The organism is Pandoraea aquatica, assembly GCF_902459565.1.
GTDB lineage: Bacteria > Pseudomonadota > Gammaproteobacteria > Burkholderiales > Burkholderiaceae > Pandoraea > Pandoraea aquatica.
The window spans coordinates 600,259-625,203 of record NZ_CABPSN010000004.1 but is presented as its reverse complement, the minus strand read 5'-3'; the positions used below and the strand labels follow the sequence as shown (position 1 = coordinate 625,203).

Annotated in this window: 24 protein-coding genes and 1 tRNA gene; 20 read left to right on the top strand and 5 right to left on the bottom strand. The window is 63.4% G+C overall.

Annotated features, from left to right (window positions below; translation table 11 throughout):
• Window positions 1-129 precede the first annotated feature (129 nt).
• The 3 genes from PAQ31011_RS17130 to PAQ31011_RS17120 all read left to right on the top strand — a co-directional run bounded on the left by PAQ31011_RS17130 (window position 130) and on the right by PAQ31011_RS17120 (window position 1,399).
• A tRNA-Lys gene (locus PAQ31011_RS17130) sits at window positions 130-205 on the top strand.
• 221 nt (window positions 206-426) lie between these two features.
• Window positions 427-1,014, top strand: a complete 588-nt coding sequence (locus tag PAQ31011_RS17125; protein WP_150576919.1) for a 2OG-Fe(II) oxygenase — start codon at window positions 427-429, stop codon at window positions 1,012-1,014.
• A gap of 196 nt (window positions 1,015-1,210) precedes the next feature.
• Window positions 1,211-1,399: a glycine zipper 2TM domain-containing protein gene (locus PAQ31011_RS17120; protein WP_044455446.1), complete on the top strand. Its 189-nt coding sequence runs from the start codon at window positions 1,211-1,213 to the stop codon at window positions 1,397-1,399.
• Window positions 1,400-1,470: 71 nt separating this feature from the next.
• Here PAQ31011_RS17120 and PAQ31011_RS17115 read toward each other — a convergent pair whose 3' ends face one another.
• Window positions 1,471-1,869, bottom strand: coding sequence for a hypothetical protein (locus PAQ31011_RS17115; protein ID WP_150576918.1), 399 nt, complete (start codon window positions 1,867-1,869; stop codon window positions 1,471-1,473).
• A gap of 401 nt (window positions 1,870-2,270) precedes the next feature.
• Here PAQ31011_RS17115 and PAQ31011_RS17110 point away from each other — a divergent pair, with 401 nt between their 5' ends.
• The 5 genes from PAQ31011_RS17110 (at window position 2,271) to pdxY (ending at window position 9,228) form a co-directional block, all read left to right on the top strand.
• Window positions 2,271-2,540 (top strand): MoaD/ThiS family protein, encoded by a 270-nt coding sequence (locus tag PAQ31011_RS17110; RefSeq protein ID WP_150576917.1) that lies wholly within the window; start codon window positions 2,271-2,273, stop codon window positions 2,538-2,540.
• Window positions 2,541-2,551: 11 nt separating this feature from the next.
• Window positions 2,552-3,679, top strand: a complete 1,128-nt coding sequence (locus tag PAQ31011_RS17105) for a VPS10 domain-containing protein (RefSeq protein ID WP_150576916.1) — start codon at window positions 2,552-2,554, stop codon at window positions 3,677-3,679.
• A gap of 405 nt (window positions 3,680-4,084) precedes the next feature.
• Window positions 4,085-5,731, top strand: a complete 1,647-nt coding sequence (locus tag PAQ31011_RS17100; protein ID WP_150576915.1) for a methyl-accepting chemotaxis protein — start codon at window positions 4,085-4,087, stop codon at window positions 5,729-5,731.
• 262 nt (window positions 5,732-5,993) lie between these two features.
• Window positions 5,994-8,090 carry an elongation factor G gene (fusA, locus tag PAQ31011_RS17095; RefSeq protein ID WP_150576914.1) on the top strand — a complete coding sequence of 699 codons (2,097 nt, stop codon included), beginning with the start codon at window positions 5,994-5,996 and terminating at the stop codon, window positions 8,088-8,090.
• A gap of 280 nt (window positions 8,091-8,370) precedes the next feature.
• Window positions 8,371-9,228, top strand: a complete 858-nt coding sequence (gene pdxY, locus PAQ31011_RS17090) for a pyridoxal kinase PdxY (RefSeq protein WP_150576913.1) — start codon at window positions 8,371-8,373, stop codon at window positions 9,226-9,228.
• A gap of 32 nt (window positions 9,229-9,260) precedes the next feature.
• Here pdxY and fghA read toward each other — a convergent pair whose 3' ends face one another.
• On the bottom strand, window positions 9,261-10,115 hold the full coding sequence (gene fghA / locus PAQ31011_RS17085; protein ID WP_150576912.1) for an S-formylglutathione hydrolase: 855 nt from the start codon (window positions 10,113-10,115) through the stop codon (window positions 9,261-9,263).
• A gap of 220 nt (window positions 10,116-10,335) precedes the next feature.
• On the opposite strand from fghA, the gene PAQ31011_RS17080 reads away from it, so the two are divergent.
• The 8 genes from PAQ31011_RS17080 to PAQ31011_RS17050 all read left to right on the top strand — a co-directional run bounded on the left by PAQ31011_RS17080 (window position 10,336) and on the right by PAQ31011_RS17050 (window position 16,715).
• A complete protein-coding gene (locus tag PAQ31011_RS17080) occupies window positions 10,336-11,229 on the top strand; it encodes a winged helix-turn-helix domain-containing protein (protein WP_150576911.1) in 894 nt (297 codons plus the stop codon).
• A 94-nt stretch (window positions 11,230-11,323) separates the two neighbouring features.
• Complete coding sequence (locus PAQ31011_RS17075; protein ID WP_150576910.1) at window positions 11,324-12,931, top strand: glycoside hydrolase family 18 protein; 1,608 nt, start codon at window positions 11,324-11,326, stop codon at window positions 12,929-12,931.
• A 2-nt stretch (window positions 12,932-12,933) separates the two neighbouring features.
• Window positions 12,934-13,134, top strand: a complete 201-nt coding sequence (locus tag PAQ31011_RS26460; RefSeq protein WP_046291654.1) for a hypothetical protein — start codon at window positions 12,934-12,936, stop codon at window positions 13,132-13,134.
• Window positions 13,135-13,470: 336 nt separating this feature from the next.
• Window positions 13,471-13,740: a hypothetical protein gene (locus PAQ31011_RS17070; protein ID WP_150576909.1), complete on the top strand. Its 270-nt coding sequence runs from the start codon at window positions 13,471-13,473 to the stop codon at window positions 13,738-13,740.
• Window positions 13,741-13,833: 93 nt separating this feature from the next.
• Window positions 13,834-14,022 (top strand): hypothetical protein, encoded by a 189-nt coding sequence (locus PAQ31011_RS17065; protein WP_150576908.1) that lies wholly within the window; start codon window positions 13,834-13,836, stop codon window positions 14,020-14,022.
• A gap of 468 nt (window positions 14,023-14,490) precedes the next feature.
• Window positions 14,491-14,784 carry a hypothetical protein gene (locus tag PAQ31011_RS17060; protein ID WP_039398995.1) on the top strand — a complete coding sequence of 98 codons (294 nt, stop codon included), beginning with the start codon at window positions 14,491-14,493 and terminating at the stop codon, window positions 14,782-14,784.
• Between the two features lie 256 nt (window positions 14,785-15,040).
• On the top strand, window positions 15,041-15,748 hold the full coding sequence (locus PAQ31011_RS17055; RefSeq protein WP_246179616.1) for a GntR family transcriptional regulator: 708 nt from the start codon (window positions 15,041-15,043) through the stop codon (window positions 15,746-15,748).
• A gap of 19 nt (window positions 15,749-15,767) precedes the next feature.
• Complete coding sequence (locus PAQ31011_RS17050) at window positions 15,768-16,715, top strand: AEC family transporter (RefSeq protein WP_039398997.1); 948 nt, start codon at window positions 15,768-15,770, stop codon at window positions 16,713-16,715.
• A 45-nt stretch (window positions 16,716-16,760) separates the two neighbouring features.
• Here the strand turns inward: PAQ31011_RS17050 and PAQ31011_RS17045 are convergent, their stop codons facing one another.
• The gene (locus PAQ31011_RS17045) at window positions 16,761-17,843 is read right to left on the bottom strand and encodes a GGDEF domain-containing protein (RefSeq protein WP_224791767.1); all 1,083 of its coding nucleotides are present in this window, start codon (window positions 17,841-17,843) and stop codon (window positions 16,761-16,763) included.
• Window positions 17,844-18,765: 922 nt separating this feature from the next.
• On the opposite strand from PAQ31011_RS17045, the gene PAQ31011_RS17040 reads away from it, so the two are divergent.
• Entirely contained in the window at window positions 18,766-18,969 is a 204-nt protein-coding gene (locus PAQ31011_RS17040) for a cold-shock protein (protein ID WP_039399001.1), read from the top strand.
• A gap of 134 nt (window positions 18,970-19,103) precedes the next feature.
• Here the strand turns inward: PAQ31011_RS17040 and purT are convergent, their stop codons facing one another.
• Together purT and PAQ31011_RS17030 are read right to left on the bottom strand one after the other, a co-directional pair.
• Entirely contained in the window at window positions 19,104-20,306 is a 1,203-nt protein-coding gene (gene purT / locus PAQ31011_RS17035; RefSeq protein ID WP_150576906.1) for a formate-dependent phosphoribosylglycinamide formyltransferase, read from the bottom strand.
• A gap of 108 nt (window positions 20,307-20,414) precedes the next feature.
• A complete protein-coding gene (locus PAQ31011_RS17030; protein WP_150576905.1) occupies window positions 20,415-21,092 on the bottom strand; it encodes a TetR/AcrR family transcriptional regulator in 678 nt (225 codons plus the stop codon).
• Between the two features lie 151 nt (window positions 21,093-21,243).
• Here PAQ31011_RS17030 and PAQ31011_RS17025 point away from each other — a divergent pair, with 151 nt between their 5' ends.
• The 3 genes from PAQ31011_RS17025 to PAQ31011_RS17015 are packed head-to-tail and all read left to right on the top strand — an operon-like array spanning window position 21,244 to window position 24,811.
• A complete protein-coding gene (locus PAQ31011_RS17025) occupies window positions 21,244-22,146 on the top strand; it encodes an SDR family NAD(P)-dependent oxidoreductase (protein WP_150576904.1) in 903 nt (300 codons plus the stop codon).
• A gap of 25 nt (window positions 22,147-22,171) precedes the next feature.
• Window positions 22,172-23,743, top strand: coding sequence for a flavin-containing monooxygenase (locus PAQ31011_RS17020; RefSeq protein ID WP_150576903.1), 1,572 nt, complete (start codon window positions 22,172-22,174; stop codon window positions 23,741-23,743).
• Between the two features lie 48 nt (window positions 23,744-23,791).
• On the top strand, window positions 23,792-24,811 hold the full coding sequence (locus tag PAQ31011_RS17015; RefSeq protein WP_150576902.1) for an alpha/beta fold hydrolase: 1,020 nt from the start codon (window positions 23,792-23,794) through the stop codon (window positions 24,809-24,811).
• Window positions 24,812-24,945 lie beyond the last annotated feature (134 nt).

The window sequence follows — 24,945 nt, the reverse complement described above, 5'->3', positions numbered from 1 at the left end:
GGGCGTTAGCTCAGTTGGTAGAGCAGCGGACTCTTAATCCGTAGGTCGAGTGTTCGAGTCACTCACGCCCCACCAAAGCATTACAGGAAGGCTGCGACGCTTGCAGCCTTTTTTGTTCCCGGTAGTATCGGGGCGTTAGCTCAGTTGGTAGAGCAGCGGACTCTTAATCCGTAGGTCGAGTGTTCGAGTCACTCACGCCCCACCAAGTATTCATGTAACGAAAAGGGTCTGCGCTTGCAGACCCTTTTTTGTTTCCCCCTACGAAAGTCCCCCTTCAACCTGCCGCGATTGGGCGGCGTGCCTCGAATTCCCACCGGCAATCTCCCGAAAAAACGCGCAGGTGCATCGCCGCACGGCACGGGCCCATACACTGCATCAGCACGTATCAGCCCGCACCGTATCGACCTCCCCTCCCGAGGACCCGCGATGACAAACTGCCCACCTGCCCCCGCGCTTTACCGTGTATGGCCATCGCACCTGCCTGACGAATTCTGCGACCTGCTGCTCGACACAGGCCGCTCGATAGCCCTGTCCGATGCCAATGTGGTATCGACAGCCGAAGGACCGATACGCAACGAAAACGTCAGAAAATCGAAAGTCGGATTTTTCAACAAAGCACACTGGATTTCCCAGATCTGCCTGCATTACGGATGCCTGGCCAACCACGAACTCTGGCAGTACGACATCGCCGAAATACAGGGCACGCAATTTAGTACTTACGAGCAGGGCTGCTTCTTCAACTGGCATCGCGATGGCGCACCGCGAAGCGACGCAACACACAACGATCCCGACGTTTTAAGAAGAGTCATCACGGTGATCATCATGCTCTCGGACGGGAGCAGCTACGAGGGGGGCGATTTTCTGCTCCGCGATGCAAGCCGTGCGGAGCTGAAGGATCCGGCGTTTCGAGCAAGAGGCACGGTGGTGGTCTTTCCCGCCTACGTTTTGCATCAGGTGAGTCGAATGGTGTCTGGCCATCGAGCGTCGATTGTCGGATGGCTCATGGGCCCGTAATCCAGACACTAGCGCCAGACACCAGCGCGGGCACAAGCCCGACCACAGGCGACCAAAAAGACGAGGCAGCGCTCCCTGTCATCCAATTCCTACAGTCGTTTCAGCCACGACCGATAGTGCGTCAATCAGGCCCGCCCTAAGCTGGACTCATGTCGCTGCGCGGCACGCTGCCGCCAATTGCTACAGGAGACGCATCATGAAAATGGCCAAGTCGATTCTCGTTGTCATCACCGCGCTTGCGATGGGTTCGTCCATCATCGGGTGCACGCTGGGTGGCGCAGCGGCAGGCGGCGTCATCGGTCACGAAGCCACCGGAGGTAGCACTGCGGGGACCATCGGCGGTGCCGTCGTCGGCGGCGTGATCGGCCACGAACTCGGCAAGTAATCCAAATCAACGCGCCGAATCAACGCGCCGATACCCTCCGCCCCAATCTGCACGCCGGATTTGCTACGCCGTCATCGGCCAACGATGTATAGCGGGCCGTTGGCGGCGAAGCTGTACATGATCAGCACATCGCCCACCAACGTGTCTCCCGCCGCCCTCGCCTGCGCCACGCTGCCATAGCGCTTGGCATGCGCTGTGCAGGGGACATAGTGACGCACGCCGCCTTTGAGCGGCCCCCGAGAATTGCGCAGATCATGAGTGTCACGCGCATCGTCGTCGCGACCGATGAAGGCTGCCTGCCGCACACTCCAGACGAAATGCCCTTCGCACTTCGCCATTTCGGGCGGACGCCGTACCGTCGGATCTTCCTTTGCCGACGACTCTCCCTCTTTGTGCAAACGCCATTGACGCTTGGCCGCGTTATCCGACCAACGTCCAATCCCGATGTCCTTGCCTTTCGTTCTCGCCATTGTTTCCTCCTGGTTTCGGTTGCGGCACCGCGTTCGCGGGCACTCCGATAATGGTGAAACATAACGGGGGGAATGGGGTTGGGGAGTGTCCGATATGCGAGGCCGCACCCTACGATCACGCTTCACGCGCTTCGAAACTCGCCGGGCGTCAAGCAAAGGACACCAAATCGCGCCCCGCATGTCGCGCTCATCCGCAACATGCGTTATTTCCTGGCATACATAGCGCGGCGCACACGCAACACTCGCGCGACGAATCCGGGAGGCTGCCGCCGCAGATGATCCTCATTGTCTACACTGAAAGTCTCACTGCCGACGATTGACGGCGTCGCGCCTGGAACATTCGGCGGCAGCAGGAAAACGCACAAGCGAGCCCCAACGCACAAAACACCCACCAGCCCAACATGGCGACCGTTATTTTTGCGCCCGCAATCCAACGTCATGTGCCCGTCGACGAGCAACACGTCGACGGCGCGAACGTGCACGAAGCACTGGCGCAATGCGTGTCGCAAACCCCTGCCCTGCGCGGCTATCTGTTCAACGATCAGGGACGCTTACGCCCGCACGTCGCCGTCTTTGTGGACGGTCGGCTGATTCGCGATCGTCGCACGCTGGGCGACGCACTGACCGGCGCGAGCAGCGTCTACGTCGCACAGGCGCTTTCGGGTGGATGAGGAGAGACAACATGGAACACGTCATTGGTGCCACCCTCCTGGTCGCCACACGCAAGGGATTGTTCACATGGCAGCGTGAAGGCGCCGAATGGCGATTGACGTCGAGCACACCGGACTTTCCCGGCGAGCCGGTCAGCGCGGTGTTGCACGACGCCCGCGACGGCACCGACTACGCGGCGCTCAACCTCGGTCACTTCGGTGTGAAGCTGTGGTGCCGCGCGCGTGACGCAAGCACGTGGACGGAACTCGCTCCTCCCGCGTTCGCGCAAGCGTCCGACACGCAGACGCCACCGTCCGAGCCTGCCGAGTCTCCAACACAAGCACCGTCAGTGGAGCTTCTCTGGTCGCTCGAAGCCGCAGGCCCCGACGCGCCCGGCGTGCTGTGGGCGGGCACCATTCCCGGCGGCCTGTTTCGCTCCGGCGATCACGGACAAAGCTGGCAACTGATCGAAAGCTTGTGGGACCGGCCGGAGCGCGCCGAATGGATGGGGGGCGGCTACGATCACGCGGGTATCCATTCGATCTGTATCGACCCGCACGATAGCCGGCAGGTGATGGTCGCCGTGTCGACCGGCGGTGTCTGGCGCACGCGCGACGATGGTCAGACATGGGCGCTCGCCGCGTCCGGCATGGAAGCCGATTACATGCCGCCCGAGCGGCGGCTCGATCCGAACGCGCAGGACGTTCACCGCCTCGTGCAGTGCCGCGACGCCCCGAACGCGCTATGGGCCCAGCATCACAATGGCATCTTCCGCACACTCGACTACGGCACCACGTGGCGACGCATTCAGGCTGCACCGTCGAGTTTCGGCTTCGCGGTCGCCGTCGATCCGCATGACCCCGACGTGGCGTGGTTTGCCCCCGCGCAGCGCGACGCGTGCCGCATTCCCGTCGACGCGCGTCTCGTCGTCACACGCACACGCGATGGCGGCGAGACGTTCACCTCGCTCTCGCATGGCTTGCCCGAGACCCCCTCCTACGATCTGATCTACCGGCACGGACTCGACATCGACGCCACCGGCCGCACGCTCGCGATGGGGTCGACCACCGGTGCGCTATGGATCAGCGACAACGCGGGCGAACAATGGCAATCGCTGTCGGCGCACTTGCCGCCGATTTATGCCGTACGTTTTGTCTGAGCGCTCTAACTCGCACGCAGGCGCGCCGATGCGCACGAATTCGGCGGCCACATTGCATCACGTCGGCTGAATCGTCGCGTTCTGCGTCATCGCGTGCGTCGCGCGCCGCGCGTCTCGTTTTGTTGCTCAACTCGTCGTTTACCCCTTCGCGACAAAAGTAGCCTTCAGTTCGCATATTTCCGGTCGTATACGAAATCAGACGGACTGGCTTCATCGAATCCCCCCGTCACGCGTCGCCGGACATGTCACACGTGTCGCTCCCGGCGCGTGAGCTGCGTCGCGTCGCGCCTGATCCGGGCATCGATGCTTATACGCAGCAGACCGGCGACCACTCCTCGAAAACGCCGACAGTTACACGTCACCCGTGTTGTCCTGGCATCAAATCACTACAAGGAGTCTCTCCCTATGCGAATCGCCGACCTGAAGATCCGAACCCGGCTGGCCATCGGCTTCGGCACCCTGCTGTTGCTACTTCTCACCATGCTGGTCATCTCGTTGGTGCGCTTCATCGCCATCGAACGCTCCAATGAAGAGTTGCTCACCCGCGCCTGGGCGAAAGCCGACGCCGCGCACAGTATCGACGCCATGGTGCGCGGCAACGGCCGTCGCATGCTCGAAGTCGCTACCGCGCAAGACCCTGCGCAACGTAAAGCCTTTAATGAACGCATCGACGTCAATCTGGGTCGCATTGCGGCGGCGCAGGCAGTGCTCGACAAATATGTGACGTCGGGACGCGGCAAGGAATTGATCGCGAGTCTGCGTAAGCACAACGATGCATTCCAGGCGTCGCGCAACAAGGTCATCGCCGACCTGAATGCCGACCAGCGTGCGGACGCCATCGGTCTCGTGGAACGCGAAGCGCTGCCCACGCTCGACGCCATGCAGGCCGAGGCCGCCGACCTCGTCACGCTCCAGCAAAAGATCGTCGACGACACGGGGGCTGCCACGGCCGCCGACATCGCCTTCGCCAAATGGCTGCTGGTCGCGATCGGCGTTATCGCGACGGTCATCGGTATCGGCGCGGCGTACTCGGTCACGCGCAGCATCACGCGCCCGATCGCGCGCGCCGTCGAAGTGGCCGAGCGCGTCGCGCAAGGCGATCTCACGAGCCGCATCGAAGTCACCAGCCGCGACGAGACCGGCCAACTGATGGCGGCCCTCAAACACATGAACGAAAGCCTCGATCAGATCGTGCGTCGCGTGCGCAGCGGCACTGCCGCCATCGCATCAGCCTCGGGCGAACTGCTGGCGGGCAACACCGACCTTTCGTCGCGTACGGAGGAGCAAGCCGCGTCGCTCGAAGAAACGGCATCGTCCATGGAGCAGTTGACGGCCACCGTCAAACAGAATGCCGACAACGCGCGACAGGCGAGCCAACTCGCGTCGAACGCCTCGGAGATCGCGGGCGAAGGCGGCCGCGTGGTCGAACGTGCTGTGAGTTCCATGCAGGAAATCGCGGCCAGCTCGACGAAGATCAACGACATCATCGGCGTGATCGACGGCATCGCTTTCCAGACCAACATCCTCGCACTGAATGCGGCCGTCGAAGCGGCGCGTGCCGGTGAACAGGGACGCGGTTTCGCCGTCGTCGCCGGTGAAGTGCGTACGCTCGCCCAACGCAGCGCTGCGGCAGCCAAGGAGATCAAGTCGCTCATCGAGACGTCCGTGGGCAAGGTCGAAGACGGTTCGTCGCAAGTGCGCGATGCCGGCCGCACGATGACGGAAATTGTGCAGGCGGTGCAGCGCGTGACCGACATCATGGGCGAAATCTCGGCCGCATCGAGCGAGCAGTCGGGTGGTATCGAGCAGGTCAACACGGCCGTGATGCAGATGGATCAGGTCACGCAGCAAAATGCCGCACTGGTCGAGGAAGCGACGGCAGCCGCTGGCTCGCTCGAAGATCAGGCGCGCAATCTGCGTGAGGCCGTGGCGGTCTTTCGTCTGCCCGGCGGCGATACTGCAAGCACCGGTTACGACGACGATGCCGGTATCGCGTCCAATAGCCCGCGCGGTGCTGTGCTGGCTTTTTCGCGTGAGCGGCAGGTTGCCTGACGTCGCGTTCTCTGCGGCAGACCCTGCTGTATTAGCGGTCACTTAGACGTCAACTTTGCCGTCACCGCCAAAGCCCCGGCCCTCACGCCGGGGCTTTGCTTTTTTTGCGCTCGGACTCGGTGCGACACGTCACCGCGCCTTCGCCGCAAAGCCCCGTCTGCGCTGGACTTGCGGACGATGTGACCGCCAGCGAGGTATCGGGACATTGGAGTATGATGGCTGCTCCTGTGCTTTTTCCTCACCGTCTGAAAAGAGGTGTACTGTGCCCAGAAAGACCCCCATCGAGCGCTACCGAAATATCGGCATCAGCGCTCACATCGACGCTGGCAAGACAACGACGACCGAGCGGATCCTGTTCTACACGGGCGTCAATCACAAGCTGGGCGAAGTCCACGAAGGCGCTGCCACGATGGACTGGATGGAGCAGGAACAAGAGCGCGGCATCACGATCACGTCCGCCGCGACGACCTGCTTCTGGCGCGGCATGGCTGGCAACTTCCCCGAACACCGCATCAACATCATCGACACGCCGGGACACGTCGACTTCACCATTGAAGTCGAGCGCTCGATGCGCGTGCTCGACGGTGCCTGCATGGTCTACGACTCGGTCGGTGGCGTGCAGCCGCAGTCGGAAACGGTCTGGCGTCAGGCCAACAAGTACAAGGTGCCGCGCATTGCGTTCGTCAACAAGATGGACCGCGTGGGCGCCGACTTCTTTCGCGTGCACAAGCAGATTCACGAACGTCTGCGCGGCAATGCCGTGCCGCTGCAGATCCCCATCGGTGCCGAAGATCATTTCCAGGGCGTCGTCGATCTTGTGAAGATGAAAGGCATCGTCTGGGACGAAGAATCGAAGGGTGTGAAGTTCGAGTACATCGATATCCCCGACAACCTCAAGGACCTCGCGCAAGAGTGGCACGAGAAGATGATCGAGGCTGCCGCCGAAGCCGATGAGACGTTGCTCGAAAAGTATCTGGGCGGCGAAACGCTGACCGAGGACGAGATCAAGGCCGGGCTGCGCAAGCGCACGGTCGCCGGTGAGATCGTGCCCATGCTGTGCGGCACGGCCTTCAAGAACAAGGGCGTGCAGGCCATGCTCGACGCTGTGATCGAGTACCTTCCCTCGCCTGTCGACGTGCCCGCCATCGCCGGTCACGACGAGGACGACAAAGAGATCGAGCGTCATCCGTCGGACGACGAGCCGTTCTCGGCGCTCGCCTTCAAGATCATGACGGACCCGTTCGTCGGTCAGCTGATCTTCTTCCGTGTGTATTCCGGCGTGATCGAGTCGGGCGGCACCGTGCTCAACCCGCTCAAGGGCAAGAAGGAGCGTCTGGGGCGCATCTTGCAGATGCATGCGAACACGCGTCAGGAACTCAAGGAAGTGCGCGCGGGCGACATTGCGGCCGCCGTGGGCCTGAAGGAAGCAACGACCGGCGATACGCTGTGCGATCCGAACCACATCATCATTCTGGAAAAGATGGAGTTTCCGGAGCCGGTGATCTCGCAGGCGGTCGAGCCGAAGACCAAGGCCGATCAGGAAAAGATGGGCCTCGCGCTCAACCGTCTGGCGCAGGAAGACCCGTCGTTCCGTGTGCAGACCGACGAAGAATCGGGCCAGACGATCATCTCCGGCATGGGCGAGCTGCACCTCGAAATTCTGGTCGACCGCATGCGCCGCGAGTTCGGCGTGGAGGCGACGGTCGGTAAGCCGCAGGTCGCGTATCGCGAAACCGTCCGCAAGAAAGTCGAAGACGTGCAGGGCAAGTTCGTCAAGCAGTCGGGCGGACGCGGCCAGTACGGCGACGTGGTCATCACGCTCGAACCGGACAAGGAAAAGCCGTACGAATTCGTCGACGCCATCAAGGGTGGCGTGGTGCCACGCGAGTACATCCCGGCAGTCGACAAGGGCATTCGCGAGACGCTCAACAACGGTGTGGTCGCTGGCTACCCGGTCGTGAACGTGAAGGTCACGCTCACATTTGGTTCGTACCACGACGTCGACTCGAACGAAAACGCGTTCCGCATGGCCGGTTCGATGGCCTTCAAGGAAGCCATGCGCCGCGCCGAGCCGGTGCTGCTCGAACCGATGATGGCGGTGGAAGTCGAGACGCCCGAGGAGTTCATGGGCAACGTGATGGGCGACCTCTCAGGGCGTCGCGGCATCATGCAAGGCATGGACGACATCGTGGGGGGTGGCAAGATCGTACGCGCAGAGGTGCCGCTCTCGGAGATGTTCGGCTACTCGACGTCGCTGCGCTCGCTCACGCAAGGACGCGCCACGTACACCATGGAGTTCAAGCACTACGCCGAAGCCCCGAAGAATGTGGCCGAAGCGGTCATGACGTCGAAGAAGTAGGCCGTTCGACGCAAGCGCGTCGACGAGCATCGATGGCAAGTGCGATGGCCTCGCGCCACGCGCTTGCCGCTAGTTGCACACTCGACAACCCAACGCTTTCCAGCGCTTCCCAACGCTCAAGCCTCGCCCGCAATGCCCACGCCCCCGTCTTTACTGATGCGAGACGTGCCGCTTGCGGGCGTTGTCCATTCTGCGTAGTTTCCGGGTATTGTTGGCGTACTTAGCGCCGCTCACCTCGCGCGCCCTCGCTACCCCGCTTACATCGCTTCTCCCCGTCAATATGAAAAACGTCCTCAGCATCCAGTCCCACGTCGTTTTTGGCCATGCAGGCAACAGCGCCGCCGAGTTTCCGATGCGGCGTCTCGGGGTCAACGTCTGGCCGATCAACACCGTTCAGTTCTCGAACCACACGCAATACGGCAAATGGACGGGACAGGCGCTGCCGAGCGACGAGATTCTGCGACTGGTCGAAGGCATCGCCGACATCGGCGAGCTGGGCAACTGCGACGCTGTGCTCTCGGGCTACCTCGGCGCACCGGAACAGGCGGGCTACGTGCGCGCAGCGGTGCAACGCGTCAAGCAGGCCAATCCGGCGGCGATTTATCTCTGCGACCCGGTGATGGGCCATCCGGAGAAAGGATGTCAGGTCAAGCCGGGCATCGAACAGTATCTCGTCGAGCACATGCCCGAGATCGCGGACATCATGACGCCCAACCATCTCGAACTCGAAAAGCTTTCGCAGCATCCCATCGATTCGTTCGACGACGCCGTTGCCGCGTGCCGCGCCCTGCTCGCACGCGGACCGAAGATGGTGCTCGTCAAGCATCTGGAGTACGCAGGCAAGCCTGCCGATCGCTTCGACATGCTGGTGGTCACGCGTGACGAAGCGTGGCATGGCTCGCGTCCGCTTTACCCTTTCTCACGTCACCCGGTCGGCGTTGGCGATCTGACATCGGGCGTATTTCTGGCCCGCCTGCTCAAAGGCGATACGGTGCGGGCAGCGTTCGAACATACGCTCGCGGCGGTCGATGCGGTACTGTCGGTCACGCACCTAGCGGGACGCTACGAACTGGAGATCGTGCGTGCACAGGACGAGATCGTCACGCCGCCGCGCCATTACGAAGCGCGGGCGGTGTGACGTCACATCACGATTGAAAGGAAGACGGCAGATCAGTACGCGCGCAGATGCTCGGCGTGATGCGACAGATGATCTGCCATGAACGTCTGGATGAAGTAGTAGCCGTGATCGTAGCCGTTGTGACGGCGCAGATTCAACGGCTGCCCCGCCTTCTGGCAGGCACGCTCGAAGATGTCAGGATGCAACTGCGCTTCGAGGAACTGGTCGTTCAGGCCCTGATCGATCAGAATGCCGCCCGGAAACACCACCGTCCCTGCCTTCGCGATCAGTTCGCTGGCATCGTACTGACGCCACGTCTCGCGGTCCGCCCCCAGATAGCCGGTGAATGCCTTTTCGCCCCACGGGCAATGCATCGGCGCGGCGATCGGTGCGAACGCCGACACCGAGCGGAACTTGTCCGGGTTACGTAGCGCGAGCGTCAGCGCACCATGTCCGCCCATCGAGTGACCGAAGATGCCGATACGTTCGGCGTCGATGGGGAGCGACTGCGTGACGAGGCCGTACAGTTCGTCGACGATGTAGCTGTACATCCGGTAGTGCTTCGACCACGGGTCTTGCGTAGCGTCGAGATAGAAACCTGCACCGACGCCGAAATCCCACGCGTCGGTCTCGCCGGGCACGCCCGCGCCTCGCGGGCTGGTGTCAGGGGTGATGAGCGCCACCCCGTGTTCTGCGGCCAGCCACTGCGCGCCGCCCTTGATCATGAACGTTTCTTCCGTACACGTGAGGCCCGCGAGATAGAACAGCGCGGGCACGGCGCGTCCGTCACGCGCCTGCGGCGGCACAAACACCGAAAAGCGCATCGGCAGACCGATCACGGACGAAGTGTGGCGATAGAAGCGCTGCACGCCACCGAAGCAGCGGTGTTCGGAAATGAGTTCGAGCATGGCGAAATCCGGGAAATGTGGCTGCTATCTTACCTCGCGATGTGACGCGTGACATTGGCTAGGCACGCAACGTGCGCATCTCACCGAACTACGTACCGGACGGCGACGGCTATGTAGCGCTTGTCTGCGCTTGTCTGCGCTTGTCGTCGCTTGTCTTCTTGTGACAGGTGAGCACGCGTCGCTACGGTGGGCCTCCCGTATTCGATACCAGGAGCACCCCATGCCGATGTCACCGTTCGACCTGGACGACGTCACCAATCTCGTACAACGCGACGGCATTGCCGCGCGCCTGTCGGAGCAGGAAAAGCGTTTGTTGGTCCTGCTCGTCGCCCGTGCCGGCACCGCACTCGACAAGCACGCGCTGATGTCGGCCCTGTGGGGCAACCGCGCGCAGTGGATGGAAGACGCCGCGCTCGTGCAACTCGTCTCCCGTCTGCGCCGCTCGCTCGCCCCGCTCGGCCTGCAACGCGCCATCGTGACGGTCGCGCGCGTCGGCTACCGCTTCGACGTCCCGGCGTCTGCGGCCGAGACCGCTTCGGATACTCATCCCGCTGATGGCGTAGTGCACGACAGCGTGCCGGTGTCCGCACACAGCCCCCACGACGGCGTGACCGTCGTCGATGCCACGGCATCCGCGTCGTGCGCACCGCCGCTCTCGCATGGTGTCGCGTGTGACGGGCACGGCGAGGTGCGGCGGCACGGCGTGATCGTCCGGATTCCGCAGATCGAGTACCGCTTGCTGTGCGCATTGCGCTCGCCCGCCAACGTCGCGCATGACAAACGTACGCTGATCGCGATGCTGTGGCCGACGCGTCCCGATCAGGACGACACCAATCTGATGCAGGTGGTCTCGCGCCTTCGTCGCAAGCTGATTCCGCTCGGATTGCATCGCCATATCGTGACGGTGCCACGCATCGGCTATCGGTTCGAGCCTTGCGTCGAAGCTGACACTGCGGCCCCGCCCGAGGCACCCGAGACGTCATTGACGTCATCGGCATCCACCGCGCCCGGCGCGTCGACTGCCAGGCCCACTCGCCTTCGGAACTGGCTGCCGACGACGCTCCCGCACGCCCTGCGCACGCTGACACGTCATTTGCGCTGGCGACACCGCTGAGCGAACGCGACGCTGGTCACGCCGATGTCGTCGCGAGCCACACGTTTCATCGCCCGGCAACGGCACCTGTCCATTCACTCTCAGGAGCCACATCATGACTGCACCGCGCAATTCGTTGTCCTCGTCCTCCTCGTCTACCGCATCCGCTACGTCGACTACGTCTGCTACGCCCACCACCGACGCCGCCAGCGAACTCATCTACCCCACCGATCCGCTCGACGGCGCGACGGAAACCACCTATGCACAGAACGGGTTCGATCCGGCAACGAGCACAACGCAGCTGTCGTACACATCGGCGCGTGTCGCCAAGCGCGTCTACAACCGCTACGCGAAGAACGCGCTCGAAGTCTCCGGCTATTACACCGACTGGTCGCAATATGACGGACGCCTCGACGGCGATTTCAGCAACGACGCGGCCGGACGCGGCGTCGATCTGATGCTGCTCGATCCGTTTGCCTACGACCGGCTGATCATCGGTTTCGCAGGCATCGTCGGCGATCAGGGCGAGAAGGCGCAGACCATCGCCCGTGCGGCCACCGACTTCGTACGCAAGCCGGATCAGGCCACCTTCGTCGACAGTTGGGGCGACGTGCTCTCTTATCGCAACTGCGGCTTTCCCGGCTGGATGAGCAACGACGTGATGCCGATGTTCCAGCAGTCGCGGGCACAGGGCGTACTCGGCGGGTTGCGTCTGCTTCACGCGAAAAACCCGGCATTGAAGCTCGCCATCGCCATCGGCGGCTGGACGATGAGTCAGGCCTTTCACGGGCTGGCCGGCAGCAGCGCGCGACGCAAAACGTTCTGCGCGAGCGTCGTCGATCTGCTGCGCCGCTTCCCGATGTTCAGCGAGATCAACATCGACTGGGAGTATCCCGGCTCGCCGGGTGACGACGGCAACGTCTACGACGACACGGACGGACCGAACTACGCAGCGCTCGTGAGCGATCTGAAGAAAGCGTTAGTGGCCGCCGGACGCAAGGACGTCGACATCTCGATTGCAGCGTCGGCCAACGTGGCCGACATGCAGAAGGCCAATCTGCCGGGTCTGATCGCTGCGGGGGTCTCGCGGCTGAATCTGATGACGTACGACTTCTTCGGCACGCCGTGGGCCCCCACCCTCGCCCATCACACGAATCTTCACGACACGGATCCGGCTGCGCCCGACGGCTTCTCGATCGACCGCGCAGTCAACTGGTTGCGTCAGGCAGGCGTTCCGCTCGCGAAGGTGCACATCGGTTACGCGGCGTACTCGCGCAACGCGCTTCAGGCGCAGATTGCACAGGTCGCAGCGCTCTCCGGCACCTACGCTGCGGGCGATGACATCACCACCGGCACGTTCGAATCGGGCACAACGGAGTATTACGACGTGCTGCGCAATTACCTCGATCTGGAACACGGTGCAGCGCGCAACGGCTTCGTGTTGTACACCGATACGGTGGCCGACGCCGACTTCCTGTACCAACCGTCGACGGGCATGTTCATGTCGCTCGATACGCCGCGCACCGTGCGGGCCAAGGGCGATTACGTCAAGCGCAACGGGCTTGGCGGCCTGTTTACCTGGACCATCGATCAGGACAACGGCGTGCTGGCGAATGCGGCACGTGAGGGGCTTGGGCAGAAAGCGACCGCCTCGCATATCGACATGACGCCGTTTTACTTCAGCGGGAAGACGTCGCTGGACGATACGTCGACGGGGGACTGATCATGCGCTTTCTCTTGTCCCGGTTGCTGGAACCGTCGACGTGGGCGGGCCTCACGGGCCTCGCCGTCTCGCTCGGCACATCGCCCGACGTCATGCATGAACTGGCGCAGGCGGGGGCGGCACTGGCGTCGCTCGCGGCCATGGCGCTGCCGGAGAACGCGGTGCGCGCTCGCCCGAACGACGGCATTTCCCGGCAACCGTAAGCCTCACTCTCACCATGCATGACCGGGGTTGGCACGGACCGGAGGCACGTCGCAGGCGCGCCATCGGTCCGTGTCGACAAAAAAATGTCACGATTTCTAAACTTTTCGCTGCGCGTGTCGCTATACGTTTTAGGGCATGCTGCGCCGCTGCACGCCCTGAGTTTGGGAAGTCCGGGAAAGTTGTCACATTGGCAGACTATGATGCCGTCGATGCGAGACGTCCCGAGGCCCCCGCCCCATCAGGCAGTTGCGGCACCGAAGTCCCTCAGCAGTGCATGACAGAAGCGTCGTGGCTTGATCGCCGGCACGGCTCCCTAGCGAGAGCCGGTCAGGACGATGGCAACGGCGTACGACAAACAAAAGACAGACCAGATTCACCAGAGATTGACCGGGGGCCATATGAAACTGATCCTGCTGGCGCTTGCCGCCTCGCTGTTTACGCTCGTCATGATGGTACAGGCGCGCAGCGAAGCCAACGAAGTTGCCGCCTCTTCATCGCGCTCGCAGCCTGCGGGCATCAATGTCGGCGAACGCATCCGCACCCGCAAGGACATGGCGATGTGGAATGCGCGTCGCAAGATGCACGCCGTCCGTCAGGAAGACTGAATAATCGCAGCAACATGCTGCGTTGCACCAAATTTGGGCATCTCTGAAGACCGTCCTATAGTGGAAAGGCACATAGGAGAGGAGATAAGAAAGATGCCCGCAATCCACTTCAATCTCTACGACCTGACCTTGTTCCTGCCGATGGCAGTGGCCGGTGCGCTACTCGTTGGCGGCATCCCCGTGGCCACGCGCTCGACGCGCTACGGTCTGCGTGCCGTCGGTGCGGTGGCTGGGGCGCTCGTTGCGTTCCTTGTGGTGGAGGCGCTGCCCGTGCTCGTGTAGCCGGCGCACGCTTCAGCCAGCATCGAACGAGGCAGGGCCAGAGGTGCGCTTCGCGCGCCGTGGGTGGTTTTTCCTCCGAAATTTTCCCAACCTCGTTCCTCGCTACCCCGTCACTCGCCGACTACGGTTTGCGACGTGAAACGCGCGCGCTATCGATGCCCGCGCGCCGTCGGCCGTTCACGCCCGTGCGGCGGTCATGGCGTTGTCATCGCCACGATCTAATCTGAGTTACGGCAACTTCGGTTGCGCTGTCACCCTCTCTGTTGCGCCGCCGACCCGCTCGGCGGCTTTTTTTATGGGAATGTCCGGGGGAATCGACGGTCTGTTTCCTCAGTGTTTCCACCGTCATCGTTTTGCCCCGACACGCGTCGCCCCATCGCCTACAATCACCGGAAGTGCAACGCCATGTGCGTGCCTCCGGCGTGAGACGCCGGGGTGTCACGCCACGCAGACAGAGGAGGTTTCCGAATGTCCGACGCGTTCTCCCGCGCCTTCGCCGTTGTCGTCAACCAGTACCGTTCGCCGCGTCAGTACACTGTCTCGGTCGAGCGGGCGAGTGAGATGATCGCCAAGAATATCGGCCTGTTTTCAGATGGCTTCGCCGCCGAACCGCATCTGATCGTGGGCCTGTTCGAGACCGAAGCCGAAGCCTGGGCACTGGCCCGGCGTCTCCAGCGCACCCGCATCACCATGCAGACGCTGCTTCAGACGCCCGCGCGCGCCACGTCCGTCTCACCGCCGGAACTCGATCCGAGCGAGTGACCTCGCGAGTACGGCGGCGCACCGCCGTCTCGCTGCCGAGCTTCTTTCCCTCCCGCTTCTTGCCCTCTCTCCTCCGGCGACTTCCCCCCAAACGGACGTCCATGGAAATAAACCGTGTCGACCTCCGCCATCGGGCGTAGAATTCGGAATTCCAGATATCACGGATACCGGCCGACGCCGGAATGCCATGCCACACCCCGGTTCATCTTCGGTCTCATCCCCCACGGATACCATCGACGCCCCAACGGCTGCCGCGATGCCATCGCCAATGGCCCCGCTTGCGCCGCTCGCCAGCACGCCGGTGCTCATCGACCAGGTGTATTCGCGGCTGCGCGACGCCATCGCCGACCTCACCCTCCCGCCCGGCGAGCGCATCCGTCAGGCCGAACTAGCCGACTCGCTGGGGGTGTCGCGTCAACCCGTGAGCCACGCGCTACAGTTGCTCAAGCGCGACGGGCTGGTGTGCGACAGCGGACGTCAGGGGCTCGAAGTGGCCCCGATCGATGCGGACCATCTGCGTCAGCTTTATCAGGTGCGCACGGCGCTCGACAGTCTGGCCGCGCGGCTGGCTGCCATGCGCCGCGCCGAAGGCACGTTGCCGGACGATGCACTGCGCCGTTTGCAAGACGCTGTCGCCGCTGGCATGGCCATGACCAAAGGGACGCCGGTGGCGCGACAGGTACGCATCGAAGTCGCCTTCCACACGGCCTTGCACGACGCCTCGGGCAACCCGCTGATCGCACAGACGGTGGCGCCACAGTGGCCACACATCATGCGCGCAATGGCTGCCACGCTGGGTGCGATGCCGATGCAGGAAGTCGTCTGGCATGAGCATGGGGAAATCGTCGCACGCATTGCGGCCGGCGACGCCAACGGTGCCGAAACCGCCGCCCGCGAACATACGGAAGCCGACGGTGGCAATGCACGTCGCGAATGGCTGATCCGTCTCGCGCAATCAAACTGACGAACTGACGAAGCCCCCCATGCAAGCCGTTATCTCTGCCGCCCTGCCCGTCTTCGGGCTGATCTTTCTGGGGTATCTCTGCGCCCGCCGGGCCTGGCTCGGCGATGCCGCGCTCGATGCGCTCAATCGCTTCGTCGTCTACCTTGCGTTGCCCGCCGTTCTGTTCCAGTCGATGGCGCAGATCACGTGGGCCGAACTCGTTAATCCCGGCTTTCTGGGCGCGTTCGGCGGCGGGATGGCCGCGACTTTCGCATTGTCCTTCCTGCTCGACCGGACGGTGCGCGGCCGCCTGACCGACGCGAGCATCGAAGGCATGGGCGCGGCGTACCCGAACGCGGGCTTCATGGGGCTGCCGCTGTGCCTCGTCGCCTTCGGTCCGGCGAGCGTGCCGGCCGTGGTCGTCGCCATGCTGCTCACGGCGACGGTGCTCTTCGCGATCTCCATCGGGATCATCGAAACGGATCTGCAAGCCACGCCGAACTGGCGTCGCACGGCAGGCTTCGTTGCCCGTGCGCTCATTCGCAATCCGCTGGTCGTCTCGCCGTTCGCCGGTATGGCGTTTGCGGCGTTCGGCATCACGCTCCCCGCCCCGGTGCTTCACTTCACGACGTTGCTCGGCGGTGCTGCGAGCCCGTGCGCGCTGGTGGCCATCGGCATGTTCCTCGCGCAAAGCTCGGGCGCAGCAAAAGAGCCACGGATCGCGCGCGCCGTGGGACGTCTCGTCGGGCTCAAGCTGATTTTTCAACCGGCGATTACCGCGTTCCTGGCGTTTCGCGTGTTCGATCTGCCGACGATCTGGGCGCACAGCGCGTTGCTACTGTCGGCACTGCCCATCGGCACCGGGCCGTTCATGCTGGCGCAGTTGTACGGACGCGAGGCGGCTGTGGCTTCGCGCGCCATCCTGATTTCGACGGTGCTGTCGGTGGTCACGGTATCGTTGCTGATCGGCTGGTTCAGCGTGAGATAGCGGCTCGGCGCAAGCCGGACCGAATCGATGCAGGGATTCGGTCGACTACCGCAGGCTTGCTGTCGGGGCGACGACCACGCGGTCGCGTCCCGACCGCTTCGCGGCGTAGAGCGCAGCATCGGCTGCGCCCAGCAGGCGCATGGGCAGCGATTCCGGATCGGCGATGTCACGCGGATCGACGCTGGCCAGGCCAATCGAAATGGTGAGCGGCACGAGAATCCCGTCGTCGTCGGGCACCTCCAGCCGCGCCACCGCACGACGCACCCGCTCGGCCACCGTCCCCGCCCAGTTCTGCTCGGTCTGCACCAGGAGTGCGGCGAACTCTTCCCCGCCGTATCGCGCGAGGGTATCCGTCACCCGCAATTGCGCACGCATGCAGACACTCGCCGCACGCAGCGCGCGATCGCCGGTCGCGTGACCGTGGCTGTCGTTGACGCGCTTGAAATGGTCGATGTCGATGAGCAGGCAAGCGAGCGGCGCACCATAGCGGGCACCCCGGATGACTTCCTCTCGCAGACGCTGATCGAAGTAGCGACGGTTGGACAAGCCCGTCAGCGGGTCCGTCAGACCAATACGCTTGAGGCGCTCGCGGTTCCACATGTTCTCGAGACACACAGCGACGACTGCGCCGAAACGTTCGAGGAAGTCGGTGGCCATGTCGGGGGCGAAGCGACGTGCGTCGCGACTGCCCAGTGCGATCACCCCGATGTAACGTCCGTTACGCGCCAGCGGCATGACGACGGCGCTCGCCGGCGCACGCGCACCGAACAGCGCTGCGTGACGCTCGCGCGGTGCGCCGATCCAGAGCTGACCGTTGCCGCACACGGCGGAAAACGTCCCGGTGTCCTGGGCGATGCACAGACCGCCATCGAGAGCGCGGATGCCTTCGGCCGTGTCGATCAGATCGCGGAGGGTATCGTCGACCTCGGCCAGCATCAGACGCACACCCGACAGGTCGAAGTCGTGGCGCAGACGATTGAGCACCACTTCCAGGAATTGACCGAAGTCCGGCGCGCCCATGAGCGCCAGTTCGATGTCCTGAAAACGTTTTAGCGAGCGCTCGTTGCGCTGGACGGTCGCCAGCAGCGATTGCAAAGAGTCGAGCGTCGGTGCCTGATTGGTTGCCACGTAAGGTCTCGAAAGACACGCGGCACTGCGCGGCCGCCTAGCGTGTTTGCCCCACGATGATGGCCTCGCAAATGCGCGTGTTGCAACGCCGTCGTGAGGCGACCATGAGGCCGTTAACGGCAGGCGTTTACCAAAACTGAGGGTAATGAGAATCTATTTTGACGTCTCGAAAGCGAGCACTGGCGCGCGGTTTCTGTCTGACTAGGGAAAATACCTACTTCATATGAGGGCCCTGCCGCGGCGCACAAAACCCTCATCCGGCCTATATGGAATTTCCGGGCGGGCGGCCGACCGCGTCTCGTTTGGCGCGCGTCTGATCGCAACTTATCGGGCGGTTGCGCCGGGCGCATAGCTCGGTGACGGCGCGGTGACACCGGGTGACGTCACGTACCCGTTGTGCCCGCGCCACATGCCCCCTATCGAAAGGGGTATTGATCGAATGCATGGGACTTTTGATGAAACGCGTATCGGTGTCGCGCGCTTCTCACTTCAATCGCCGAACTTCCCGGCAAACGGGAACAGTCCATCTGCCGACCATGCAAAACGCGTCGACTCGCAACCCAATGATTCAGAATCCGGATTACGCGAACGCGAGTGGCTTCAACGTGGATCCTGGTGCCATATGGAACGAGATGGAAGGATGACGCAAAGCACGACGTCCGGCCGTCCGGCATGACCGATTGCATGTCGCAACGCAGCGAAAATCGGCTGGAAACTGGCGTGGATCAACAATCCCACAGTTTCCCTGCTTGACACCTTCCCACCTTTCCCGTAAAAAAACGGGTGCATGAACGTTGTATGGCGAGTCTTGTGTCATCTAATGTCGCCCTCTGCGTCAACTCGGTTGTACCTGATCAGCTTTAATGTCATGCGCTCGCTGAGCATCTCGCTCGCTCATTTGAAAACTTTAAGGATTTAAGAAATGGCAACTGGTACCGTCAAGTGGTTCAACGACGCCAAGGGTTTTGGTTTTATTACGCCGGACGAAGGCGGTGAAGATCTCTTCGCTCACTTCTCGGAAATCCAAGCGAAGGGCTTCAAGTCGCTGCAAGAAAACCAGAAGGTCAGCTTCGAAGTGAAGATGGGACCGAAGGGCCGTCAAGCCAGCAACATCCAGCCCATCTAAGGTCTGTGATTCGCTGAGCGGTCGCTAACGCGACCGACGCGCCTCGGGCAGTACGCTGAACCCTAGCGACTGCCCGAACTGAAAACCCCGCCAAGGCGGGGTTTTTTCGTTGTGGGATGCAACCGGATGGATGCTCAGACAGCGCGCGGTTTCACCCGGCTCGCCGCTTCCACGGCATTGCTGCGCGCGACGTCCAAGTTCGCGTCGTACGCGAGCGCCACACCCATGCGGCGCTTCACGAAGCTCTCCGGCTTGCCGAACAGACGAATGTCCGTCTGCGGCACCTGCAACGCCTGATCGACACCGTCGAACACAATGCCCTTGGCATCGACCCCGCCATAGATCACCGCGCTCGCGCCCGGCGTCTTCAGCGTGGTGTTCACCGGCAGACCGAGAATCGCGCGCGCATGCAGCTCGAACTCGTTCTGCCACTGCGTGATCATCGTCACCATGCCCGTGTCGTGCGGACGCGGACTGACTTCGCTGAACCACACGTCGTCGCCCTTCACGAACAGCTCGACACCGAAGAGGCCCTGCCCGCCCAGGTTGTTCGTCACCTCACGTGCAATGACACGCGCACGCTCAAGTGCGACGGACGACATCGGATGCGGCTGCCAGCTCTCCACGTAATCGCCACTGACCTGCTTGTGGCCAATCGGTGCGCAGAAGTGCGTCTCGACCTGCGCGTCGGCGCCCCGTGCGCGCACGGTCAACAGCGTGATCTCGTAGTCGAAGTCGATGAAACCTTCGACGATGATGCGGCCGTGACTCACGCGTCCGCCCGCCATGGCGTAGTCCCAGGCGGCTTTCATGTCAGCCGCGCTGTCGATCTTGCTCTGCCCCTTGCCCGAACTGCTCATCACCGGCTTGACGATGCACGGATAGCCGATGCCGCCGTCGATGGCGGCTTGCAGTTCCTCCAGCGAATCGCAGAACTCGTACGGGCTCGTCGGCAGGCCCAGCGTCTCGGCGGCCAGACGACGAATGCCCTCGCGATCCATCGTCAGACGCGCCGCGCGCGCCGTCGGAATCACGCGCACCACGCCGTCCGCTTCCAGCGCTTCGAGCATCGGCGTGGCGATGGCCTCGATTTCCGGCACGACGAGATCGGGCTTCTCGGCTTCGATCAGTGCCTTGAGCTGTTCGGGATCGGTCATCGCGATGGTGCGCGAATGATGCGCCACCTGCTGACCAGGCGCGTTCTCGTAGCGATCGACGGCAATCGTCTCGACACCGAGACGCTGCAAGGCGATCAGCACTTCACGGCCGAGTTCGCCAGCGCCCAACAACATGACCTTCGTCGCGCTCGGCGACAGCGGGGTTCCGATAGTGGTCATTTGCGACCTTTGGAGAGTGAGAAATTAGGGAGGACGACGGCGGATGGCGAGCGCTCAGCCACTTCACTGCCGTCGTACGCGAAAGTCGTATTGTAGCGAGCCGTGCCGTCAGATGAGCGCGCCTCGCAGCACGCGCCGGCAGCTCGCCACCATGCACGCCTGCGTATCCTGATAGCCCATGAGCACCCACGCCGTTCCCGCGTTGGTCATCGCGCCGACCAGCGCCAGCCCGACGATCCGGGCCTGTGCCTGCGCGTCGTCACCGGTCGGCGGTGGCTCGTCCATCGAGTTGGCCATCGCGAGAATCAACTTCGCGAATTCGAAGATGTAGCGCTGATAGGTCAGATCCGTCTCCGGGCTCACGCCCATCACCTCGAGCAGCAAGACACGCGCCGCATGCGGTTGACGCAGGAACGTGAAGAAAGCGTTCAGACCGGCGTCGAGCCGCGCGTCGAGCGTCGGCGCACTATCGGCGATGGCGGCCTGCAACCGTTCGAGCAGCGTCTGCGCGTGATGCGCATACGTCGCTCGCAGCAGATGCTCCATATTGTCGAACGCCGCGTAAAAGTACCGGTCGTTGAGCTTCGCCAGACCGCACACCGAGCGCACGGTGGCGCGGCGAAAGCCATGGGTGCCGAACACCTCGGTGGCGGCGTCGATCAGCGCGGCGCGACGCGCCTGCTCCCGCTGCGCCTGGGCCACGCCGCCATAGCGCCGCCCGCCCTCCCGGGCCATCGGCGCGACATCCTTCGATTCGAGTCCTTGTTCCATTTCGCTATTTGACATCACCTTAACGGAAAACTAAAGTGGTGACACGCAACACCAAATTTGCGTGGCCTCATTATAGGCAACGCGAGCGCCGCCGCAAGACGACTTGAAAAACACATAAAGGCGACGCGAGACAAGCATCCCCCAGGGGAGACAGGGAGACGGCACGATGAAGACGTTCACGGACAAGGTGGCGGCCATCACGGGCGCGGGATCGGGCATGGGACGCTCACTCGCGCTCGAACTGGCGCGCCAGGGTGCGCATCTCGCGTTATCCGACATCGACGAAGCGAGCGTGACTCACACCGCCATCGCCTGCCGGGCACTCGGCGCGCGCGTGACGTCGCAACGCCTCGACGTCGCCGATCGCGATGCTGTCTTTGCATGGGCGCGCGACACCGCCGCCGCACACGGCAAGGTCAACCTCGTCTTCAACAACGCGGGCGTGTCGTTGTCCGTACCGGTGGCGACCGCGCGTCTTGAGGACATCGAGTGGCTGATGAACATCAACTTCTGGGGCGTGGTGCACGGCACACAGGCGTTCCTCCCCTACCTCACCGCCTCCGGTGACGGTCATATCGTCAACACATCGAGCCTGTTCGGCATCATCGCCATGCCGACGCAATCGGCCTACAACGCCAGCAAGTTCGCCGTGCGCGGCTTCACCGAAGCGCTGCGCATGGAGCTGGAACTGGCGGGCTCCCCCGTGTCGTGCACCTGCGTGCATCCGGGGGGCGTGGCCACCAATATCGTGACGGCGTCGCGCATCGACGACAGCATTGCCGCGTTCACCGGCATCGACGCGCAAACGCATCGCCGACGCGCAAACAAGCTGATCGACGTGACGAGCGCCGACGCGGCCGCGCGTCAGATGCTCGCAGGGGTCCAGCGCAATGCACGACGCGTACTCGTGGGTGCGGACGCCCGCCGCGTCGACAAGCTCGCCCGCCTGCTCGGCGCGCGCTATCAGGCGATGGTCGTCTGGTTCTACCGGCGCTCGGCCATGTCAGGCAAGCGGTCTGCGGACGCTGGGAGCGCACGCGCCGCCGCGACCGAGTCATCCACCCACTGAAGACTTCCGGCCAGAGGATTTCGTCATGACCGCAAACACGACTGTGTCCGATATTGCGAGCGCGTCCCGCGCACGCAAGGATCTGGACGTCATCATTGTGGGCGCAGGCCTCTCGGGCATCGCTGCCGCGCACTATCTGCGCGAGCGCTGCCCCGGCACCCGATTCGCGATGCTCGAAGCCCGTCAGTCGCTGGGGGGCACGTGGGATCTGTTCCGCTACCCCGGCGTGCGCTCCGACTCCGACATGTACACGCTCGGCTTCAGCTTCCGTCCGTGGGCCAGCGATCAGGCCATCGCCGACGGCGGCAAGATTCTCGACTATCTCAAGGAAACGGTCCACGCGGAAGGTCTCGACGAGGCGATCCGCTACGGGCACAAGGTGAGCGAAGCGCACTGGGATTCCGGCATCGCCCGATGGACGCTCGACGTCGAGCGCACGCACGAGGACGGTCGCAGCGACACCGAGACGCTCACGTGCCGCTTCCTCTTCATGTGCAGCGGCTACTACGCCTACGACGCGGGCCACGCGCCCACCTGGCCCGGTATGGAGACATTCGGCGGCACCGTGGTCCACCCGCAGCACTGGCCTGCCGATCTCGACTATCGCGACAAGCGCGTCGTCATCATCGGCAGCGGCGCGACGGCTGTCACCCTGCTGCCGAGCATGGCGACGAGCGCGTCGCACGTCACGATGTTGCAGCGCTCGCCAAGCTACATCCTGTCGATGCCGCAGCGCGACGGCGTTGCCGAACGGCTGCGCAAATGGCTGCCCGCAGGTGTCGCTCACCGGCTCGTGCGCACGAAGAACGTGCTGATCACGCTCGGTTTCTACAACGCAGCGCGACGCTGGCCGAACGCCATCCGTCGCGTATTGATCAGGCGTGCGGCACAACAGGCGCAAGGTCATGCGGACGTCGAACGCGATCTCACGCCTCGTTACAACCCGTGGGATCAGCGGTTGTGCCTCGCACCGAATGGCGACATCTTCAAGGCGTTGCGCAGCGGGCGTGCCGATATCGTCACCGACGAAATCTCGGCATTCACCCCTGCCGGTCTCGCGCTCAAGAGCGGCAAGACGCTCGATGCCGACATCGTGGTGACGGCGACCGGCTTGCGTGTGCAACTGATGGGCGGTGCGCGCCTGCGAGTCGACGGCCAGCCCGTGACACTCTCCGACACGGTGGCCTACAAGGGGATGATGTACAGCGGCGTGCCGAATCTCGCGTCGGTCTTCGGCTATACGAATGCCTCGTGGACACTCAAGGCGGAGCTGATCGCGCAGTACGTCTGCCGTCTGATCAACCATATGAATGCGCATGACGCCGACACGTGCGTCCCCTATCTGCGCGAGGGTGAACACGGCGAGTTGCCCGCGATCGGTCTGACGTCGGGGTACATCCAACGCGCCGCCGGCACACTGCCCCGGCAAGGTGGCCGCAAGCCGTGGGTGTTCTATCAGAACTATCTGCGCGACCTGCGACTGATGCGCTGGGGCAGCGTCGACGACGGGGCGATGCGTTTCGAGCGTCGTGCGACGCAGGCCGCACAGCCGCCGCGAGCGACTGGCGACGCGGCACCTTGCTACGATGCGTCCTGACGCACGCGTGTCGCGCGTCTTCCCTTGCCTGCTTTTCGAAACAACACCATGCTCATCGTCTACTTGCTCGCCTGTCTCGTCATCGCCTTCGCCGCTGTGGTGATCGTGCTGATGCGCTTTACGCGTCGCGTCGCCAGGCGCGCCGAAGCGGCCGTGCCGCCGGACGGACAGTTTCTCGACATCGACGGCGAACAGCTACATTACGTCGATTTCGGACACGGCCCCGCCATCGTGTTCATTCACGGGCTCTGCGGACAGTTGCGCAACTTCGCCTATTTGCCGCTCGAAGCGCTGGCGCGCACGCATCGTGTCGTGCTCGTCGACCGCCCCGGCTCGGGCTATTCGACACGAGGCCCGCAGCACGACGCCGCCATCGCATGGCAGGCGAAAGTCGTCGCGCAGTTGATCGACGCCCTTACGCTGGACCGTCCGCTGGTGGTCGGGCATTCGTTGGGCGGTGCGGTTTCGCTGGCGCTGGCGCTCGACCATCCGCAACGTGTGGGTGCGCTCGCGCTGATCGCGCCGCTGACGCAACCGGTGTCCGAAGTGCCGGCCGCCTTTCGTGCGCTCGCCATTCGAAGTGCGTGGTGGCGTCGCTGGGTCGGACGCACGCTCGCCGTGCCGATCGGCATGATGACGGGACGCACCACGCTCGCGTACGTCTTCGGCCCAGAGCAAGCGCCCGAAGACTTTCTCATCCGTGGCGGCGGTGTACTGGGCTATCGTCCGGGCAACTTCGAATCGGGCAGCGTCGACATCCTCGCCGCAGAGCGCGACATGACCGGGCTGGCGGCGAGATATGGCGACCTGACTGTGCCCGTCGATGTTCTGTACGGCCGCAGCGACCGTGTGCTCGACTACCGTCAGCAAGGCGAGACACTGCCGGTCGCGAGCCCACGTGCGCAACTGATGCTCGTCGACGGTGGCCACATGCTTCCCGTCACGCAACCCGAGCTGACGGCGCAATGGCTACGTGAGGTCGCTGCGCGCATGCCGTCCGCACAGAACTATCGCCCCCGTCACGATGTGACGACGGTGTCGACACACGCCGCAAACGACGCAGCCTGATCGTCGCGAAAAGCATCACGATGCTCGTCCCGACCTCTCCTCTTCGATGACGTAACGCACATCACGCCGCAAGTTGGGGATCGCCCCGCCTGCGGCGTCTTGGTTCCGATGGCACACTAGGGACTTTCCGATAT

Bases quoted from the DNA above. Each gene is read 5' to 3' on its own strand.
- PAQ31011_RS17125 (WP_150576919.1), top strand. From the start codon at position 427: ATGACAAACTGCCCACCTGCCCCCGCGCTTTACCGTGTATGGCCATCG.
- PAQ31011_RS17120 (WP_044455446.1), top strand. From the start codon at position 1,211: ATGAAAATGGCCAAGTCGATTCTCGTTGTCATCACCGCGCTTGCGATG.
- PAQ31011_RS17115 (WP_150576918.1), bottom strand. From the start codon at position 1,869: ATGGCGAGAACGAAAGGCAAGGACATCGGGATTGGACGTTGGTCGGAT.
- PAQ31011_RS17110 (WP_150576917.1), top strand. From the start codon at position 2,271: ATGGCGACCGTTATTTTTGCGCCCGCAATCCAACGTCATGTGCCCGTC.
- PAQ31011_RS17105 (WP_150576916.1), top strand. From the start codon at position 2,552: ATGGAACACGTCATTGGTGCCACCCTCCTGGTCGCCACACGCAAGGGA.
- PAQ31011_RS17100 (WP_150576915.1), top strand. From the start codon at position 4,085: ATGCGAATCGCCGACCTGAAGATCCGAACCCGGCTGGCCATCGGCTTC.
- pdxY (WP_150576913.1), top strand. From the start codon at position 8,371: ATGAAAAACGTCCTCAGCATCCAGTCCCACGTCGTTTTTGGCCATGCA.
- fghA (WP_150576912.1), bottom strand. From the start codon at position 10,115: ATGCTCGAACTCATTTCCGAACACCGCTGCTTCGGTGGCGTGCAGCGC.
- PAQ31011_RS17080 (WP_150576911.1), top strand. From the start codon at position 10,336: ATGCCGATGTCACCGTTCGACCTGGACGACGTCACCAATCTCGTACAA.
- PAQ31011_RS17075 (WP_150576910.1), top strand. From the start codon at position 11,324: ATGACTGCACCGCGCAATTCGTTGTCCTCGTCCTCCTCGTCTACCGCA.
- PAQ31011_RS26460 (WP_046291654.1), top strand. From the start codon at position 12,934: ATGCGCTTTCTCTTGTCCCGGTTGCTGGAACCGTCGACGTGGGCGGGC.
- PAQ31011_RS17070 (WP_150576909.1), top strand. From the start codon at position 13,471: ATGGCAACGGCGTACGACAAACAAAAGACAGACCAGATTCACCAGAGA.
- PAQ31011_RS17065 (WP_150576908.1), top strand. From the start codon at position 13,834: ATGCCCGCAATCCACTTCAATCTCTACGACCTGACCTTGTTCCTGCCG.
- PAQ31011_RS17060 (WP_039398995.1), top strand. From the start codon at position 14,491: ATGTCCGACGCGTTCTCCCGCGCCTTCGCCGTTGTCGTCAACCAGTAC.
- PAQ31011_RS17055 (WP_246179616.1), top strand. From the start codon at position 15,041: ATGCCATCGCCAATGGCCCCGCTTGCGCCGCTCGCCAGCACGCCGGTG.
- PAQ31011_RS17050 (WP_039398997.1), top strand. From the start codon at position 15,768: ATGCAAGCCGTTATCTCTGCCGCCCTGCCCGTCTTCGGGCTGATCTTT.
- PAQ31011_RS17040 (WP_039399001.1), top strand. From the start codon at position 18,766: ATGGCAACTGGTACCGTCAAGTGGTTCAACGACGCCAAGGGTTTTGGT.
- purT (WP_150576906.1), bottom strand. From the start codon at position 20,306: ATGACCACTATCGGAACCCCGCTGTCGCCGAGCGCGACGAAGGTCATG.
- PAQ31011_RS17030 (WP_150576905.1), bottom strand. From the start codon at position 21,092: ATGTCAAATAGCGAAATGGAACAAGGACTCGAATCGAAGGATGTCGCG.
- PAQ31011_RS17025 (WP_150576904.1), top strand. From the start codon at position 21,244: ATGAAGACGTTCACGGACAAGGTGGCGGCCATCACGGGCGCGGGATCG.
- PAQ31011_RS17020 (WP_150576903.1), top strand. From the start codon at position 22,172: ATGACCGCAAACACGACTGTGTCCGATATTGCGAGCGCGTCCCGCGCA.
- PAQ31011_RS17015 (WP_150576902.1), top strand. From the start codon at position 23,792: ATGCTCATCGTCTACTTGCTCGCCTGTCTCGTCATCGCCTTCGCCGCT.